This is a genomic window from Herbaspirillum sp. GW103 (assembly GCF_000261365.1).
GTDB lineage: Bacteria > Pseudomonadota > Gammaproteobacteria > Burkholderiales > Burkholderiaceae_D > Herbaspirillum.
This window is the reverse complement of the sequence record NZ_AJVC01000003.1, coordinates 1,788,452-1,805,129: the sequence shown is the minus strand read 5'-3', so window position 1 is coordinate 1,805,129 and position 16,678 is coordinate 1,788,452. Positions and strand designations below refer to the sequence as shown.

General features: G+C 62.8%; 16 protein-coding genes. 10 read left to right on the top strand and 6 right to left on the bottom strand.

What is annotated here, in order from left to right:
- Positions 1 to 14 precede the first annotated feature (14 nt).
- From cydB to GWL_RS11555, 4 genes are read right to left on the bottom strand one after another with little or no spacing between them, the layout of a single operon-like run.
- Complete coding sequence (gene cydB, locus GWL_RS11570) at positions 15 to 1,154, bottom strand: cytochrome d ubiquinol oxidase subunit II (RefSeq protein ID WP_008330176.1); 1,140 nt, start codon at positions 1,152 to 1,154, stop codon at positions 15 to 17.
- A gap of 28 nt (positions 1,155 to 1,182) precedes the next feature.
- Complete coding sequence (locus tag GWL_RS11565; protein ID WP_008330173.1) at positions 1,183 to 2,808, bottom strand: cytochrome ubiquinol oxidase subunit I; 1,626 nt, start codon at positions 2,806 to 2,808, stop codon at positions 1,183 to 1,185.
- Positions 2,809 to 2,814: 6 nt separating this feature from the next.
- Positions 2,815 to 3,075 (bottom strand): cytochrome oxidase putative small subunit CydP, encoded by a 261-nt coding sequence (gene cydP / locus GWL_RS11560; protein WP_008330171.1) that lies wholly within the window; start codon positions 3,073 to 3,075, stop codon positions 2,815 to 2,817.
- 5 nt (positions 3,076 to 3,080) lie between these two features.
- Positions 3,081 to 3,650, bottom strand: a complete 570-nt coding sequence (locus GWL_RS11555) for a GbsR/MarR family transcriptional regulator (RefSeq protein WP_034350469.1) — start codon at positions 3,648 to 3,650, stop codon at positions 3,081 to 3,083.
- 433 nt (positions 3,651 to 4,083) lie between these two features.
- Here GWL_RS11555 and GWL_RS11550 point away from each other — a divergent pair, with 433 nt between their 5' ends.
- Complete coding sequence (locus tag GWL_RS11550; protein WP_034350467.1) at positions 4,084 to 5,235, top strand: AI-2E family transporter; 1,152 nt, start codon at positions 4,084 to 4,086, stop codon at positions 5,233 to 5,235.
- Here the strand turns inward: GWL_RS11550 and GWL_RS11545 are convergent.
- Positions 5,177 to 6,631 carry a heavy metal sensor histidine kinase gene (locus GWL_RS11545; RefSeq protein WP_008330157.1) on the bottom strand — a complete coding sequence of 485 codons (1,455 nt, stop codon included), beginning with the start codon at positions 6,629 to 6,631 and terminating at the stop codon, positions 5,177 to 5,179. The two genes, GWL_RS11550 and GWL_RS11545, sit on opposite strands and share 59 nt — an antisense overlap.
- Positions 6,628 to 7,299: a heavy metal response regulator transcription factor gene (locus tag GWL_RS11540; RefSeq protein WP_008330156.1), complete on the bottom strand. Its 672-nt coding sequence runs from the start codon at positions 7,297 to 7,299 to the stop codon at positions 6,628 to 6,630. Before GWL_RS11540 ends, GWL_RS11545 begins: the two co-directional genes overlap by 4 nt.
- On the opposite strand from GWL_RS11540, the gene GWL_RS23645 reads away from it, so the two are divergent.
- From GWL_RS23645 to GWL_RS23640, 9 genes are all read left to right on the top strand, one after another.
- A complete protein-coding gene (locus GWL_RS23645) occupies positions 7,298 to 7,564 on the top strand; it encodes a hypothetical protein (RefSeq protein WP_192811566.1) in 267 nt (88 codons plus the stop codon). The genes GWL_RS11540 and GWL_RS23645 overlap by 2 nt on opposite strands.
- Positions 7,533 to 8,501, top strand: a complete 969-nt coding sequence (msrP, locus tag GWL_RS11535; protein ID WP_008330155.1) for a protein-methionine-sulfoxide reductase catalytic subunit MsrP — start codon at positions 7,533 to 7,535, stop codon at positions 8,499 to 8,501. Before GWL_RS23645 ends, msrP begins: the two co-directional genes overlap by 32 nt.
- Positions 8,502 to 8,515: 14 nt before the next feature.
- On the top strand, positions 8,516 to 9,172 hold the full coding sequence (locus tag GWL_RS11530) for a sulfite oxidase heme-binding subunit YedZ (RefSeq protein WP_008330154.1): 657 nt from the start codon (positions 8,516 to 8,518) through the stop codon (positions 9,170 to 9,172).
- 72 nt (positions 9,173 to 9,244) lie between these two features.
- On the top strand, positions 9,245 to 9,943 hold the full coding sequence (gene msrA, locus GWL_RS11525) for a peptide-methionine (S)-S-oxide reductase MsrA (RefSeq protein WP_008330153.1): 699 nt from the start codon (positions 9,245 to 9,247) through the stop codon (positions 9,941 to 9,943).
- A gap of 55 nt (positions 9,944 to 9,998) precedes the next feature.
- The gene (locus tag GWL_RS11520; protein WP_008330152.1) at positions 9,999 to 11,711 is read left to right on the top strand and encodes a tetratricopeptide repeat protein; all 1,713 of its coding nucleotides are present in this window, start codon (positions 9,999 to 10,001) and stop codon (positions 11,709 to 11,711) included.
- A 271-nt stretch (positions 11,712 to 11,982) separates the two neighbouring features.
- Positions 11,983 to 13,308 carry a TolC family protein gene (locus GWL_RS11515; protein WP_008330150.1) on the top strand — a complete coding sequence of 442 codons (1,326 nt, stop codon included), beginning with the start codon at positions 11,983 to 11,985 and terminating at the stop codon, positions 13,306 to 13,308.
- 65 nt (positions 13,309 to 13,373) lie between these two features.
- On the top strand, positions 13,374 to 14,249 hold the full coding sequence (locus tag GWL_RS11510; protein ID WP_008330144.1) for an EAL domain-containing protein: 876 nt from the start codon (positions 13,374 to 13,376) through the stop codon (positions 14,247 to 14,249).
- Between the two features lie 979 nt (positions 14,250 to 15,228).
- Positions 15,229 to 16,212, top strand: a complete 984-nt coding sequence (locus tag GWL_RS11505; RefSeq protein ID WP_008330143.1) for a hypothetical protein — start codon at positions 15,229 to 15,231, stop codon at positions 16,210 to 16,212.
- Positions 16,172 to 16,657, top strand: coding sequence for a hypothetical protein (locus GWL_RS23640; RefSeq protein ID WP_008330142.1), 486 nt, complete (start codon positions 16,172 to 16,174; stop codon positions 16,655 to 16,657). The genes GWL_RS11505 and GWL_RS23640 overlap by 41 nt, the downstream gene beginning before the upstream one ends.
- The last annotated feature ends 21 nt before the right edge of the window (positions 16,658 to 16,678 follow it).

The window sequence follows — 16,678 nt, the reverse complement described above, 5'->3', positions numbered from 1 at the left end:
GCGATTGCGCGTAATCAATACGCCGTGTGTTCGTTCTCGTGGATGTCGCGGGCGGTGACCTTGCCCTTGACCACGCGATAGACCCAGCCGGTATAGACGATGATGAGCGGCAGGAAGATCAGCACCATCCAGAACATCAGGCCCAGAGTCTTGTGGCTGGAGACGGCATCCCACATCGTCAGGCTGCTCTTTGCATCCAGCGAGGAGGGCATCACGAAGGGGAACAGCGACATGCCGGCCGTGAGGATGATGCCGGTCACCGACAGGCCGCTGGCGATGAAGGCCAGGCGCGCACTGCGCACCAGCGCCAGCAGCGCGGCCAGCACGGCACCGGCCACACCGAGTGCCGGGAACAGCTTGGTCACGGGCCACTTGGCGTAGTTGTCGAACCAGGCACCGGCGACCACTTCCACGGTCTTGGCCAGGGGCGTGAAGGCGCTGTTGGCGTCGGGCATGGCGGTGATGCGGTAGCCCGGCATCTGGGCCACCCAGAAGCCACCGGCCACGAACAGCAGCACCGTCACCAGCGCCGCACCGATGACGGTCTTGCGCGAACGCTCGCCCACGGCGGCCTCGGTCTTGACGAAGGCAAACGCCGCACCGTGCATCAGCAGCATGGCCACCGACAGCAGACCGGCCAGCAGACCGAAGGGATTCAACAGGGCAAAGAAACTGCCGGTGTATTCCACGCGCATGGTGTCGTCATAGTGGAAGGGCACACCCAGCAGCAGGTTGCCGAAGGCCACACCGCAGATCAGGGGCGGCACGAAACCGCCGATGAACAGCCCCCAGTCCCAGGCATTGCGCCAGCGCGGATCGGCCACCTTGCTGCGGTAGTCGAAGCCCACCGGACGGAAGAACAGCGAGAACAGCAGCACCATCAGGGCGATGTAGAAGCCCGAGAAGGCGGTCGCATAGACCAGCGGCCAGGCTGCGAAGGTGGCGCCGCCGGCGGTGATGAACCAGGTCTGGTTGCCTTCCCAGGTGGGGCCGATGGCGTTGATCAGGATGCGCCGCTCGGTATCGTTCTTGCCGGCGAAGGGCAGCATCATGCCCACGCCGAAGTCGAAGCCGTCGGTGAGCGCGAAGCCGATGATGAGCACGCCCACGAAGGCCCACCAGATCAGTTTGAGTGTTTCGTAATCGAAGATCATTCTGCTTTCCTCATTTCTTCTGGTGGCATCAGGATTGGCTGCCGGCGTTGGCCGACGGGTTCAGGGGCGGCGGCAGGACATCGTCGGGGCCGTGTTCCTTGCCCTTGGTTTCCCAGTGATACTGGCCGGTATGCAGGCTGCTGGGGCCGAGACGGGCGTACTTCACCATCAGGATCATCTCCACCACCAGCAGGAAGGTATAGAACAGGATGAAGCCAGCCAGGCTGAAGTAGAGGCTGCCCGGTTGCAGCGAAGAGGCCGACAGGTGCGTGGGCAGGATGCCGGCAATGGTCCAGGGCTGGCGGCCATATTCGGCCACGATCCAGCCCAGTTCGGCGGCGATCCACGGCAGCGGAATGGCGACCACGGCCAGGCGCAGCAGCCAGCGTTGCGGGGCCAGCTGCTTCTTGGCCAGGAACCAGAACGAGGCCGAGAAGATGAACAGGAACAGGAAGCCCAGCCCCACCATGCCGCGGAACGCCCAGAACATCGGCGCCACCTTGGGAATGGTGTCGTTCACCGCCATGGCGATCTGCTCGGGCGTGGCATCGACCACGTTGTTGGTGTACTTCTTCAACAGCAGGCCGTAGCCCAGGTCCTTCTTGAGCTTGTCGAATTCGGCGCGGGCTTCGGGCGACTTGTCGCCGGACTTCAGGCGGGTCAACGCCGCATAGGCCAGCATGCCGTTGCGGATGCGGACTTCATGTTCCTTCTTGAGGTCCTTGATGCCCAGCACCTGGGTATCGACCGAGCGTGTCCCGATCAAGCCCAGTACGTAGGGAATCTTGATGGCGTAATCGGTGCGCTCTTCCTTGTCGTTGGGCAGGCCGAACAGGGTCAGGCCGGCCGGGGCGGGGTGGGTGTCCCACTCGGCTTCGATGGCGGCCAGCTTGACCTTGTTGACTTCACCGGCGGTATAGCCCGATTCATCCCCCAGGACGATCACCGAGAGCGTGGCGGCCAGGCCGAAACCGGCAGCCACGGCGAAGGAACGCAGCGCGAAGGCGGTATCACGCGCCTTGAGCAGATACCAGGCGGAGACCCCCAGCACGAACATGGAGGCCGTGACATAGCCCGCTGCCACGGTATGCACGAACTTGACCTGGGCCACCGGGTTGAAGATCACGTCGGTCATGCTGACCAGTTCCATGCGCATGGTCTCGAAGTTGAATTCGGCGCCCACCGGATTGTTCATCCAGCCGTTGGCGATGAGGATCCACAGCGCCGACAGGTTCGAGCCCAGCGCCACCAGCACGGTGACGATCAAATGCTGCTTGCGGGAGAGCTTGTCCCAGCCGAAGAAGAACAGGCCGACGAAGGTCGATTCCATGAAGAAGGCCATCAAGCCCTCGATGGCCAGCGGGGTGCCGAAGATGTCACCCACGTAGTGCGAATAGTAGGACCAGTTGGTGCCGAACTGGAATTCCAGGGTGATGCCGGTGGCCACGCCCATGGCGAAGTTGATGCCGAAGAGCTTGCCCCAGAAGCGGGTCATGTCCTTGTAGATCTGGTTGCCGGTCATGACATAGACCGACTCCATGATGACCAGGATCCAGGACAGGCCCAGGGTCAGGGGGACGAACAGGAAGTGATAGAGCGCCGTGACGGCAAACTGCAGCCGCGATAGCGAGACGACTTCATCGATGGGAACCATGTTGTGTTACTCCGTTTGTTGTTTGGCGGACAGGTCTTGAATTTGTTCGGTGCTTGCCGGCGGCGCGGTGAAGGACAGCATGCGCTGCTCCACCCGCTGCACAGGCATCTGCATGTGCTTGGCCTCGGGATGGGCGAAGAAGGTCCTGGCCAGCACCGTGATGAGGGCGATCTTGACCACCAGCAGCAGGGTGATCTCCACCCCCAGCGGCAGCTGGGTCAGGCGTGGCCAGCGCCACGGTCGTTTGCGGGATTGCGTGAGCTGCATCTGAATTACTCCTTGTCGTTGCTGCTGCCGAGGCGGAACTTGTCGCGCACGTCCAGCAGTTTCTTGACCTTGGAACCCATCTTCATCAATGACACCAGGGTCTCCGGCGAGAGGCGCTGCACATCGTCGAACCAGGAACTGGAGAGCTCGATCAGTTCATACATCTGGCGCATGCGCTTTTGCACTTCCTTGTCATCCTTGCTGCCGGGCGCTTCCAGCAGGGCATCGCGCAGCATCGAGAGGGTCGGTTCGATCTCGCGGCGGCGACGTTCCTCCAGCAGGACCTTGAAGATTTCCCAGATGTCGCCGGGCGGTTCGAAATATTCACGACGATCATTCGGCTTGTGCAGCAATTTCACCAGCCGCCAGGACTGCAGTTCCTTCAGGCCCATGCTCACGTTGGAGCGCGAAAAACTGAGGTATTCGGCAATCTCGTCGGCATTGAGCGGGCAGCCGCAGATATACAGCAGGGCATAGATCTGGCCCACCGTACGATTGATGCCCCAGCGGCTGCCCATCTCGCCGAAGTGGCTGATGAAGCGCTGCATGAGAGGACTGAGTACCTGTTTTTCCATGTTAAAAACTTTCGAAATTTCAGTAATTACTGAAATTTAAAGCAATTGCTTGACCCGTCGCAATGTCATGTTCTCGTGTATTTCCTGATAACAGATATCACTGATGAGAATGACACGCGCCCCGTGTGCATTCGCGGGCGCAGGTCGGCGGCAGGCTCAGGCGGCTGACAGGGCGGAGGAGACGTATGAATGTCTCTTCGTGACGACATCGCGTCTTGCGGACTTCCCGGTTCCGCAAGGACGCAGCCCTGAGTTCAGCATCTTGTCGCGCTGCATGAAGGTATTTTCACGCTTTCCTACACAGCCTGAAGGATTTGACTGATAGGAAACATGATGCGGATCAAATAAGGTGCAATCGCAGCTCAGCCGTAGCGGGGGCGGGGTGCTCCGTGACGCAGGTGAGGCGCGTCTGATTTTCCAAGGATGAATGTTTATGCTGGGTTTCGATTTTCGCGTCGCCAGGATCGTCTGGACCGTCTTCCTGGTGGCCTTGTTGCTCTACGTCACCTATACCATTTCGGCCACCGTGCTGGTGCTGGTGTTTGCCGTCTTCTTCAGTTATCTGGTCTATCCGCTGGTGGAGCAGATCGAGCGGGTACGCCCGGCCCGGGTGCCGCGTGCGGTTTCCATCGCAGTGGTGTTCGTGCTGGCCATCGGTATGGTGGCAGCGGTCGTGAGCATTTTCGGGGTGCGTATCCAGGAAGAGGCCTTGCGGCTGTCAGAACAGCTGCCGGCGCTGCTGCGCTCCAGCGATGCCGTCTCGCACATCCCGCTGCCGGGATTTGCCGAACCGCTGCGCGCGCGCATCCTCGGTTTCGTTCGCGACCAGCTCGCCAATGGCACCGACCAGGCCATGCCCTTGGCCAAGCAGTTCGGCGTGGGCGTGATGCACGCGGCCAGCAACCTGATCTACCTGGTGCTGGTGCCGGTCATCAGCTTCCTGCTGATCAAGGAGGCACCGGCCATGCGTGATGAAATTCTGTCCTGGATGAATCGTTCCAACCGCAAGCTGTGGGATGGCATCATCAAGGATCTGGACGTGCTGCTCTCGCGCTACGTACGGGCGCTGCTCTTGCTGGCCATTGCCACCTTCGTGGCCTACAGTATCGCCTTCTCCCTCATGGGCGTCCCCTACGCCATGCTGCTGGCGGGGCTGGCGGCGGTGCTGGAGTTCATTCCCTTTGCCGGCCCGCTGGCGGCCAGTGCGGCGGCGCTGGTGGTGGCCGGTTTCAGTGGCTATGACCACCTGCTGTGGCTGGTCGGCTTCATCGTCGCCTATCGGGTGTTTCAGGATTACGTGCTCAATCCCTATCTGATGAGCGAAGGCGTGGAGGTCAGCCCGCTGATGGTGATTCTGGGCCTCTTGGCCGGAGACCAGCTGGGCGGAGTGGCCGGCATCTTCCTCTCGGTGCCGGTGATGGCCGCCCTGAAGATCATCTTCACCCGCGCGTCGGCGGCGCAGAAGGCGCGCCGTGCTGCCGAAGCCCGCGAGGCCGAACTGGCAGCCCAGGCCGCGCAGAAGACCGTCAGTGCGGCGCCGGAAGCGGCCCCGACTGCGCTGCCGCCGCAGGGAAGAACAGGCTGAAGCGTATCCAGCCCGGCTGCGGACACTCCACCGCCGCCGTGCCACGATGCAGGGCCAGGATAGCCTTGACGATGGCCAGTCCCAGGCCATTGGATTCGGTGAAGGCGCTGCGCGAGCGGTCGCCGCGATAGAAACGGTCGAACATGCGTGCCATCGCCTGGGGCGTGACCCCCTCGCAGCGGTTGTCCACCAGGATGCGGCTGCCGCTGGCGTCCGCTGCGGCCTGGATGCGGATGACGCTGTCGGCCTGGCCGTAGCGCACCGCGTTGATGACCAGGTTGTTGACCGCACGGCGCCACATGTCGCGATTGGCATGGCAGATGCCTTGCGCCTGCAGTTCGAAACGCAGGCCGCGTTCGTCGGCGATGCCCTCGAAGTAATCGGTCACCTTGCCCAGTTCTTCATGCAGGTCCAGTGCGCTGCACTCCACTGCCAGCGTGGCATGGTCGGCCTGGGCCAGGAACAGGATGTTCTCGACGATGCGCGCGAGCCGCTGCAATTCTTCCACATTCGATTCGAGCAACTGTTCATATTCGTCCAGGCTGCGGCGCTGACCCAGCGCCACCTGGCTCTGGCCCATCAGCACGTTGATGGGGGTGCGGATCTCGTGGGCCAGGTCGCCGGAGAACTGTGCCAGGTGGTCATAGCCGGCTTCCAGGCGATCCAGCATGGCATTGAAGGACAGCGCCACGCGCCGCAGTTCGGCCGGCATGCCGTGCTGCTCCAGGCGGGTCGACAGATGGTCCGGCGTGATCTGGGCGGCGCGCTGGCTCATGGCCTCCAGCGGTTGCAGTCCGCGCCGCAACAGCACGAATCCCAACAGCGAGGTCAGCAGGATCGCCGCCCCGGCGGCCCCGGCGATACGCCAGCGGTAGCTGTGCATCATGCGGCTTTCCTGCACCATGACATAGGCCGCGACGATCTCCACGCGGTTGCCGCCCTGACCGCCCTGGCCGACATCGGCCAGGGCCGATACCCAGCGCACCCGCACGCCATCGGTCCGATAGCTGGTCTGCAGGCTGGCCGAGCTGACCGGGCTGCCCACCGGCAGCGGCGTCATCGGCGGCGGCACCAGATGGTCGGGATTGCTCTGGATGAAGGGCGCGCCTCCCTGGCGACGGAAGATGCGCACATCCTGCTCGTTGCCCATCATGCTTTCGAAAAGGGCGGGGCGCTGCTCCATCTGCTCGACGTTGTACAGATCGTGCATCAGGTTGCGGAAGTGCTCCACCCGCCCGATCAGCGCCTGGTCGGCACGCTGCGAGAGCGCCTCGCCGGCGGCGCGGTCCAGGTAGACGCCCAGGCCGGTCACCACCAGCGCGGTCATCAGGGCGAACAGGGCAGTGACCCGGGCGGTCAGGGTCCAGCCGCGCACGGGGGCAAGCGCGGCGCTCACGGCGTTTCCGAGAACATGTAGCCGACGCTGCGCACGGTGTGGATCAGTTTCTTCTCGAAGGGGGCATCGATCTTGGCGCGCAGGCGCTTGATGGCGACATCGACCACGTTGGTGTCGCTGTCAAAGTTCATATCCCAGATCTGCGAGGCGATCACGGTGCGGGACAGGGCTTCACCCTGGCGCTTGATGAGCAGGTGCAGCAGCATGAACTCCTTGTTGGTCAGCGCGATGTTGACACCCTGGCGCGTGACCTTGTGGCGCACGTGGTCCAGTTGCAGGTCGGCGATCTCGTAGACCTCGGCTTCACGCGTGACGCCGCGGCGCAGCAGGGTGCGGATGCGCAGGACCAGCTCGGTGAAGGAAAAGGGCTTGACCAGATAGTCGTCGGCGCCCAGTTGCAGACCGCGGATACGGTCTTCCACCTGGTCCTTGGCCGTCAGGAACAGCACCGGCAGATCGCGCTTGCTGCGCAGCGCGCTCATGACCTGCCAGCCATCCAGGCCCGGCAGCATCACGTCCAGCACCACCAGGTCGTAGTCCTGCTCCAGCGCCATGTGCAGGCCGTCGCTGCCGGTGCGGGCCAGGTCGACGGCATAGCCGGATTCGCGCAAGCCTTTGCGCAGATAGTCACCGGTCTTGGGGTCGTCTTCGATTACCAGGATGGCCATGCTGTGGGGAAACCGTGAAAGTCAGGGGAAAGGCCGCTGCAAAGGCGGCCGGGATCGGGGAGAATGGCTGGAAAATGCACTCGATTCTAGCAATGGAGGGATTTTTCTTCATGACAAAATTGTCATCAAATCGACACCCGCGCGTCACCGCCGGGGTTTTACCATGACTTTCCCCGGCAAGGTCCAGACCTTGTCGCCGCTTTGCATTCATCTCTTTTTTTTCGGAGTGCACCATGCTGATCAAGATCCGTCCCGACCAGATTGACATCCCGACCGCCTCCGAGATCACCCCGCGTGATCTCTACCTGTCGCGCCGCAGCTTCATGGCGCGCGCGGCGGCCGGTGCCGCACTGGCCGGCGGCATGGGCGCGCTGCCGCAGGCGTTCGCGCAGCAGGGCCGGAAACTGCCGGCCCATCTCAACAACGCCTATGCGGTCATGGACAAGCAGACCGCCTACAAGGACGCCACCAGCTACAACAATTACTACGAATTCGGCACCGACAAGGCCGATCCGGCCAAGAATGCCGGCACCCTCAAGACCAGCCCCTGGACCGTCGACATCGAAGGCGAGGTCAAGAAGCCCATGACGCTGGATCTGGACGCCCTCACCAAGCTGGCGCCGCTGGAAGAGCGCATCTATCGCATGCGTTGCGTGGAAGGCTGGTCGATGGTGATTCCCTGGATCGGCTATTCGCTCTCGGCCCTGATCAAGAAGGCCGAGCCGACCGGCAATGCCAAGTACGTCGAATTCGTCACCCTGGCCGACAAGAAGCAGATGCCCGGCCTGTCCACGCCCATCCTGAACTGGCCGTATCGTGAAGGTTTGCGCATGGACGAGGCCAATCACCCGTTGACCCTGCTGACCCTGGGCATGTACGGCGAAGTGCTGCCCAATCAGAACGGGGCACCGGTGCGCATCATCGTGCCCTGGAAATACGGTTTCAAGTCGGCCAAGTCCATCGTCAAGATCCGTTTCGTCAAGGACGAGCCCAAGACCGCCTGGAACCTCTACGCACCGCAGGAATACGGTTTCTATTCCAACGTCAACCCCAACGTCGACCACCCGCGCTGGTCGCAGGCCACCGAGCGCCGCATCGGTGAGGACGGCTTCTTCGCACCCAAGCGCAAGACGCTGATGTTCAACGGATACAACGACGTAGCCAGCCTGTACACCGGCATGGACCTGCGCAAGTTCTTCTGAAGCCGGGACCGTCCATGCAGCTTGCCCCCGCCGCCTTGCGCACCTTGAAGCCCCGCACCGTCACGCTACTGTGGTGGTTGTTCCTGGCACTGGCCTTCGTCCCGCTGGGGCGGCTGGTCGCGCTGGGCTTGAGCGGCGGGCTGGGTGCCAACCCGCTGGAATTCATCACTCACAGCACCGGGGACTGGACCCTGTACCTGTTCTGCATCACCCTGGCCGTCACGCCCCTGCGCAAGATCACCGGCTTGAACTGGCTGGTGCGCATGCGGCGCATGCTGGGGCTGATGGCGTTTCTGTATCTGTGCCTGCACTTCACGACCTTCGTCTGGTTCGATCACTTCTTCGACCTGGGCGAGATCTGGAAGGACATCGTCAAACGCCCCTTCATCACCGTCGGTGTAATGGCATTGCTGCTGTCCATCCCGCTGGCCATCACCAGTACCAACGGCATGGTGCGGCGCCTGGGTGGCAAACGCTGGCAGGTCCTGCATCGTCTGATCTACCTGATCGTGCCGCTGGGCGTGCTGCATTACTGGTGGGACAAGGCCGGCAAGAACCTGATCGCCCAGCCGCTGTTGTTTGCGGTGCTGGTCGGGGTGATGCTCGCACTGCGCCTGCTGTGGCGGCTGAACCGGGTATCGAGCGCGCCGGGACAGCCCGTGCGACGCTGAAATCTTCCTGTTTCCCTTATCTGAACTGATCGTTTGATCCGATTTTCCGGATTGTCTTCTGGGAGTCCTGCCATGTCTCTGTTCAAACCTGCCGTCCTGGCCTCAGCTGCCAGCCTTTGCCTGGCGCTGGCCTGTGCTTCCACCTTGGCCGCCGAAGCGGCCGTGGCCGTTCCCGCACCCAGCGGCAAGGCCGTGCTGCCGTCCACCGCCAGCAGCGCCACCGTGGTGCTGGCCGGTGGCTGTTTCTGGGGTGTGCAGGGGGTGTTCCAGCATACCCGGGGAGTATTGCAGGCGGTCTCCGGCTATGCCGGTGGCAAGGCGGATTCGGCCACCTATCCCATGGTCAGTTCGGGGACCACCGGTCATGCCGAAGCGGTACAGGTGACCTATGATCCGCGCAAGATTTCCTACGGCCAGATCCTGCAGATCTATTTTTCCGTGGCGCATGACCCGACCCAGCTCAATCGCCAGGGACCGGATCATGGTACGCAATACCGCTCGGCCATTTTCACCTCCAGCAACGATCAGGCCCAGGCAACCCAGGCCTACATTGCCCAGATCAACGCCGCCAAGGTCTTCAGCGCCCCCATCGTGACCCAGGTGGCACCGCTGCAAGGCTTCTATCGCGCCGAGGATTACCACCAGGACTACGCCACCCTGTATCCCGACCAGCCCTACATCGCCTACAACGATCTGCCCAAGATCAACAATCTGCAGAAGATGTATCCGGCCCTCTATCGCGCCGATCCGGTGCTGGTGTTCAAGCACTGACCCGGTGGCCGGGCAGGGATGAGACAATACGCGGCTCTGTCTCATCCCGCCCGCCATGAACGCCACCGATACCCTGCGCCTCGCCCTCGACCATTTCCACCAGGACGACTATCCCGCTGCCGAGCGCCTGCTGTTCTCCCTGCTGGAGAGCCATCCCCGGCACGCCGATGCGCTGCAACTGCTGGGCAGTGTCGTGGCCGCCCAGGGGCGCTTCGAGGAAGCCGCCCTGGCCTGGCAGCAGGCCCTGCCGCTGGTGGACCCCGACAGCGAGCAGGCCCTTGCCCTGCGCTATCGCCTGGGCCGTGCCTTCTACGAGCAGGGACGTCATGAAGATGCCTTCCTGCTCTATCGCGACCTGATCGAAGCCGGGCATGAACGCCCCGAGTTCTTCGTTGCCGCTTCCGCCGCCTTGCTGGGCATGTCGCCCTCCGGCAAGAACGATCTCCAGGCCCTGGCCTTGCTGGAAGAGGCGCTGCAGCGCAATCCCGATGTGCCCGATACCTGGCACCGCAAGGCCCGCCTGCACGAGCGCTTGCGCCAGTGGGAAGCCGCCCGCCAATGTCTGCGCCAGGTACTGCTGCGCTTCGATCAGCGGGCGCAATACTGGCTGGATGCGGGGTTGATCGAACATGCCTCGGGGGAGTACCAGGAAGCCCTGCGTTACTACGACCAGGCCCTGATCCTCGACCCCGATCTGGTGGATGCCCACGTCAGCCGTGGCACCACGCTGGCGCGCCTGCGCGAGCACGAGGAAGCCATCGACAGCTTTTGTCGCGCCCTGCGCATGAATGCTGCCGACGCCGATGCCCACGTCAACCTGGCGCTGTCGCTGCTGGTGCTGGGGCGGCTGCAAGAAGCCTGGCCGCTCTACGAATGGCGCTGGGAAGGGCGCGGCGCCGATCCTTACCGCCACGCCGCCATCCCGCCCTGGAACGGCGGCAGTTCGCTGGCCGGCAAGCGCATCCTGCTGTGGGCCGAGCAGGGGCAGGGCGATACCATCCAGTTCAGCCGCTATGTGCAGCAGATGGTCGAGGCCGGGGCCGAGGTGGTGTTGGAGATTCCGGAAAGTTTGTTCACCCTGATGCAGCAGCTGCCCCTGGGCGCGCGCATTGAACTGGTCGCCTCCGGCAGCGCCCTGCCCCCGGTGGACTACCAGCTGCCGCTGATGAGCCTGCCGCTGGTGTGCAATACGACGATGGACAATATCCCGGCACCGGTACCCTACCTGAATGTTCATATCGCCCTGAAAGCGCAGTGGGAACGGCATCTGGACGGCCTGGCCCCGCGTGTGCCGGGCCAGGTGCGCGTGGGCATCGTCTGCTCCGGCAATCCGGGCAACCTCAATGATGCCCGCCGGTCCATCGCGCTGGCCCGCTTTGCCGCGCTGGAGAAGGCGCGCGAGAGGGTGTCCTTGTTCGTGATCCAGCCCGACCTGCGCCCCGAGGATGCGCAATGGCTGCAGCAGGCCGGGCCGCAATGGCATGCCGTAGGGGAGGGCATCCGTGACTTCGCCGATACGGCGGCGGCACTCTCCTGCATGGATCTGGTCATCAGCGTCGATACGGCCGCCGCCCACCTGGCCGGTGCACTGGGCTTGCCGGTCTGGATCGCGCTGCCGTATGCCGCGGACTGGCGCTGGTTCCTGCAACGCCATGACTCGCCCTGGTATCCCACCGCCCGGCTGTTCCGCCAGCAGCGTGCAGGAGATTGGGACGAAGTGATGACCCTGCTGCGCGCAGCCCTGGCAGTCGCCTCGTTCTCCTCCTGAATCCGCCCGAAAGACAGCGGCATCACGCCGCTGCACCGGACCTGGCAATCGCGCCGGGCCGCGTCCGTGCGGCGCGCATCTTGATCTTCATTCCATTCCTCGAAGTTTTTCGAGGCGATATGAAGCATTCTGCACCAAGGGACAATTAGTCGCTCCTGTCGTTTCCGCGATCATCCAAAGCCTATTCTCGTTTCCCGCCCGTGCGGCTGCCGTGTCGGTCGGATTTCCGCGAGGGTCCGCAGCGGACGAGAGCAACCCAACATGAGCGCAGATGAACGACACTCTTTCCCCTGGCCGCGCGCGCGGCCCGCAGTCTTTCCGGACCTCGGTCATGCAGCGCGGCACCCGCCGCTTCACGGCCGCACTGGCGGCCTCGCTGGCGGTGCTGAGCCTGCCTGCCGGGGCCGTCACCCTGGGTGAGCTGGTGCAGCAGGCCGCCTTCAACAATCCCGCTGCTGTGGCCCGCCAGCGCGCCGTCGACGCCGCCGGCGAGAGCATCTCCTCGGCCAGATGGCAATTCTTCCCCACGCCCTCGATGTCGGTCGAACGCGCTGGCGCGACCAGCAAGCGGGACGTGTCCTACGGTGGTGACGACACCGTCGTCATCCTGCGCCTGCAACAGACGCTGTGGTCCGGTGGCCGCCTGACGGCACAGCTGGAGCAGGCCGGTCACAACCGCACCTCGGCCGAGGAAGCCCTGCGTGAGCAGCGCTTCCGCCTGGCCGAACAGGTCATTTCGCAATACAGCCTGTGGGTGCGGTCGGACCTGGCGGCCGAGGCCAACCAGAAGAACCTGAAGGCGCTGGAGGACTTCCTCGCACAAAGCCAGCGCCGCGAGAAGGAAGGCGCTGCCGCGCGCGTGGACGTGACCCTGGTGCGGGGCCGCCGCGACCAGGCGCTGACCGACCTGCTGGGCGCCAAGGCCAGCCGCCAGTCGGCCCGGCTGCAACTGGAGCAACTGGTCGGCCTGCCCTTGCGCGACGAGGAGCTGCGCGCCGATGTGGTGAAGCTGTCCATCAGCGAGGAGTTGCCTGTGCTCACCGAGAGCATGCTCCAGAGCAGTCCGCTGCTCAAGCGGCTGCGTGCCGATGCCAAGGTGCAGGAATCGGCCATCCGGATCCGTAGTGCTTCCTACTGGCCTGAAGTCTACGCCCGCCTGGAACACCAGCGCGGCAACTTCAGCGTCGCCCACACCCCCGATGCCAACCGCGCCTTCATCGGCATGCAGATGCAGCTGGGCGCCGGCCTGTCGCTGGGCTCCGAAGTGGCGGCTGCACAGGGACGCTACGAGTCGGCCGTGCTGGCGGTGGATGCCGCCCGGCTGGAACTGATTTCGCAGATCGCCGCCACCTATACCGAATATCAGCAGGCCGAGGCGCGCTCGCGCAACCTGGAGGACGTGGCGTTGTCGTCCGAGGAGGTGCTGGCCTCCTACACTCGCCAGTATCTCTCCGGCCGACGCTCCTGGCTGGACGTGATGAATGCCGCGCGTGAGGTGGTACAAACCGACCTGCAAAAGGCCGACGTCACGGCCATGATCATTGCCAACGGCCGCAAGCTGCAATTGTGGGCGTATGGACTGGACCAGGTGCGCTGAACATCATCCTGCGCGCCGGCGGTGACCTGAAGAGATACCGCAGCGCGTCTGCAGCCGGGAGGATCATGATCACCAAAGCGCAGTTCAGGCGCGCCATCCAGCGCGAGGAATTCATCGTCGTCTATCAGCCCATCGTGGTGCTGGCCGACGGTCGCTGCGCCGGCGCCGAAGTCCTGGTGCGCTGGCAGCGCGAGAATGGCGCGCTGCTCGCTCCCGATCACTTCCTGCCGGCGGCGCAACGGCACGGTTACTTCGATGCCATCACCGATCTGGTGCTGGCACAGTCCCTCAACGACATGGCCCCGACGCTGCGCGCCCATCCGCAGCTGCATCTGGCCATCAACATCCCGGCCCAGGACGTCAACAGCGGCAGGATACTGAAGGTGCTTGATGCTGGTCTGGCCGCCACCGGCGTGGCGCCCGCCCAGCTCTGGCTGGAGATTACCGAGGGCAGCAGCATGGAAACCCGGGCCAGCCGCATGACCTTGTCCGAGGCGCGTTGCAGGGGGCATGTCATCGCGCTGGACGATTTCGGCACCGGTTATTCCTGCCTGCGCTATCTGCACGAACTGCCCTGTGATGTCCTCAAGCTGGATCGCAGCTTCGTCACCGGTATCGGCAGCGATACCCCGCCGCATCCGGTACTGGGCTGCATCATCGACCTGGCCCACAAGCTCCGGCTGGCCATCGTGGCCGAGGGCGTGGAAACGGCGGCACAGGCGAGCTATCTGGATCAGGCCGGGGTCCACTATGCGCAGGGCTGGTATTACGCGCGACCCATGCTGGCCGGTGAATTTTCCCGCTATTGCAGCATGTCGCAGAGTGCATTGGCGTTGTTGCCCGCCCAGCCTGCCTCCACCTCGCAGTGTGCTCCCGCCGTCGATGGGGGGCGCGTGGAAACGGCAGCAGGGGTGGCGCCATCCTTGATTCCCCTGAGCTGACGGCGGTCTTCGCAGGCGTTGCTTTGGCTGACTCCGCACTGGCTTTTTTACGCTCTTCTGCGACGTTTTTTTCAGACATGTGCTGTCCCAATCGCCGAAGTTTTCCTTTCCTTTTTAAAACTTCATATCGCCTGCACCATAGGACAATTATTCTGGAAGAAAATGTTAGATAAAGTCACCTACGCGTCGCTGTTCATGGTCTAGCGGAGACGCTGTCACCAACGCTGACTTTTGTCGGATTATTCGGTGGCGAATGGCATCAAGCTCCCCTCGGGTTGCAGATGATTCGAGGGGAGTTCTCTTTTTGTAGGCCCTTTGTGAAGAGGCTTTCAGGCGACATAGCGTATTGCTTTGATTGTCGCGCAAGATCAGGCAGGCTTTCTCTTCACTTGCACACTTTCTTCTCTCCACATCTCTCATAGAGAGACATCAAGTCGATTAGACAATATTCGTCATTTACTTAGTTTTTTGAGAATGGAAAATATGTCCCGGATGAACTAAAGGACAATTAAAAATTTCTATATTTTCAAAGATCATTAGCCTCATTGACGATCTGCCGCAGCGCCTGATTCCGGACGTGATCTCCCTCGGTTTCGCCCCCTTCCGCTAGCGTGGCGAAACACCATCGATGACGTCATCCGGGTTTTTTCTGGCATTACGCGACGCATCGTCTGAGGGGTTTCCTCCTGCTTTTCGCTCTCACTGTCGATCAAGCCGAGTCCGTCCTGAAACGAGGCGTCTTCGACAGTCCTTCCCGTGAAGGAAGGCCGATCGTCGCCGCTGATACCAAACCAAACGAATCGCCATGAGAAAGCACATCCATTCCTGTCCCAGATTGCCGCATCCAGCCTGCGCCGCAACGGGCAACGCTCACGCCCAGTCGCAAGCTGGCCGCATTGCCGCTCTGCCGGGGGTCTCCCCATGAGCGAGCTGGCATCTTCCCTTGCATGGGCCGTGACGACCGCCGCGCGGCGTCACGGTGTGGTCATCGACAGAAGGACTGTTCGCGCACGACATTGCGGTCTGGCCGACCAATGACATCAGCAGCATCCGCATCCGGCTGGATGGCCCGCAACTGGACCTGCAGAAGGACAAGCTGGTCCTGGATGTGCCGCTGGCGCTCAATGCCAGCCTGGCTACGGTGAGCGGCAAGAGCATCGGCGGCGTCAGCGGCTTGAGCTATGGCTACGACGGCAGCACCCAGGTGCTGACCATCAGCAAGAGCCCCGGTGTACCCATGAGCGGACTGGATACGCGCGCCATCCTGAAGGCCATCCAGTACCAGAATGCCACGCCGAGCGCAGGTGACCGTAGTGCCACCATCACGCTCACCGATGTGGCGGGCAACAGCAGCAACACTGGCGTGACACTGTCGGTGGACATGACGGCACCGGCCAGCATCACCGGAACGCTGGTGAACAACAAGCAGATCAGCTACAAGATGCTGAGCATTCCGGACATCATGGGCGACACCAACAAGCACAACCTGCACTCCGGCGAGAGCGCGGATATCACCAGCCTGTTGCCGGCCGGGATGACGGCGGCCACCTTCGTTTCCTCGCTCAAGGGCATCTTCGCAGAATGGGGTGGAGTCCCTATTACCAATGATGCGAACACGACCGACAAGCACTACAACAGCGTGTTCTCGTTCCCGAGCGGTTTTGGCTTGGATACGACGTTTAGCATGGCACACCAGGGCGGCGACTACGTGAAGGGCGAAAACTTCACGTTCGCGTCTCCCGATGGCAGACAGCTCTTGCTCAAAGCCGTGAGTGGCTTCTATAGCGCCCTTACCGATGTATACGCCTTCCGGCGACAGCTACCTGATCTCGGTGAGCATGGGCGGCAAGGTGATCGCGTTCAGCGAGGTGATGGCGGGCGACTTTTCGCTGACCACGCCGGCCAACATCCTGGCGCCGGGCATGTACCACGACCTGACCATCACGGCCACCAATATCAGTAACGGTGTCAACAATGGCCAGACCACCGTTCTCCAGAACCAGACGCTGGGCTGGTACTGGGTGCCGCAGAGGCTGGACAGTTTGAGCGGAGGTGCCGGCGATGATCAGATTCCCTTGTCCGTCACCTCCGGTGGCATCAATACCGTGGTGCAGACCGGCCAGGGCAAGGACACGTTGATACTGGGCGGATTCGGCATCAGCGACTCCTCCAGGCTGGTGGCCACGGTTTCCGACTTCACCTTGGGACAGGACAAGGTGACGGTATTCGGACAGTCCGTCACCAAGGACAAGCTCGATACCTTCGTCAAGGCCTCCGCCTACAGCACCAGTTCCACCAAGCTGGTGGTGGACCTGGACGGAGCCGGGGCGGGGACGACCAGTTACACCTTGTACCTGCAGAACGTGGCCTACAACCCAAGTAATACCCATACGATCTTCGGTGTGTGATGGCCCTGACCTAGACCGAGA

Coding starts and splice junctions, on each gene's coding strand:
- GWL_RS11555 (WP_034350469.1), bottom strand. CDS start 3,650: ATGGAAAAACAGGTACTCAGTCCTCTCATGCAGCGCTTCATCAGCCAC.
- GWL_RS23640 (WP_008330142.1), top strand. CDS start 16,172: ATGTACCACGACCTGACCATCACGGCCACCAATATCAGTAACGGTGTC.
- msrA (WP_008330153.1), top strand. CDS start 9,245: ATGTCTCTGTTCAAACCTGCCGTCCTGGCCTCAGCTGCCAGCCTTTGC.
- GWL_RS11550 (WP_034350467.1), top strand. CDS start 4,084: ATGCTGGGTTTCGATTTTCGCGTCGCCAGGATCGTCTGGACCGTCTTC.
- cydB (WP_008330176.1), bottom strand. CDS start 1,154: ATGATCTTCGATTACGAAACACTCAAACTGATCTGGTGGGCCTTCGTG.
- GWL_RS11515 (WP_008330150.1), top strand. CDS start 11,983: ATGAACGACACTCTTTCCCCTGGCCGCGCGCGCGGCCCGCAGTCTTTC.
- GWL_RS11540 (WP_008330156.1), bottom strand. CDS start 7,299: ATGGCCATCCTGGTAATCGAAGACGACCCCAAGACCGGTGACTATCTG.
- GWL_RS11520 (WP_008330152.1), top strand. CDS start 9,999: ATGAACGCCACCGATACCCTGCGCCTCGCCCTCGACCATTTCCACCAG.
- GWL_RS23645 (WP_192811566.1), top strand. CDS start 7,298: ATGCTGTGGGGAAACCGTGAAAGTCAGGGGAAAGGCCGCTGCAAAGGC.
- GWL_RS11510 (WP_008330144.1), top strand. CDS start 13,374: ATGATCACCAAAGCGCAGTTCAGGCGCGCCATCCAGCGCGAGGAATTC.
- cydP (WP_008330171.1), bottom strand. CDS start 3,075: ATGCAGCTCACGCAATCCCGCAAACGACCGTGGCGCTGGCCACGCCTG.
- msrP (WP_008330155.1), top strand. CDS start 7,533: ATGCTGATCAAGATCCGTCCCGACCAGATTGACATCCCGACCGCCTCC.
- GWL_RS11530 (WP_008330154.1), top strand. CDS start 8,516: ATGCAGCTTGCCCCCGCCGCCTTGCGCACCTTGAAGCCCCGCACCGTC.
- GWL_RS11565 (WP_008330173.1), bottom strand. CDS start 2,808: ATGGTTCCCATCGATGAAGTCGTCTCGCTATCGCGGCTGCAGTTTGCC.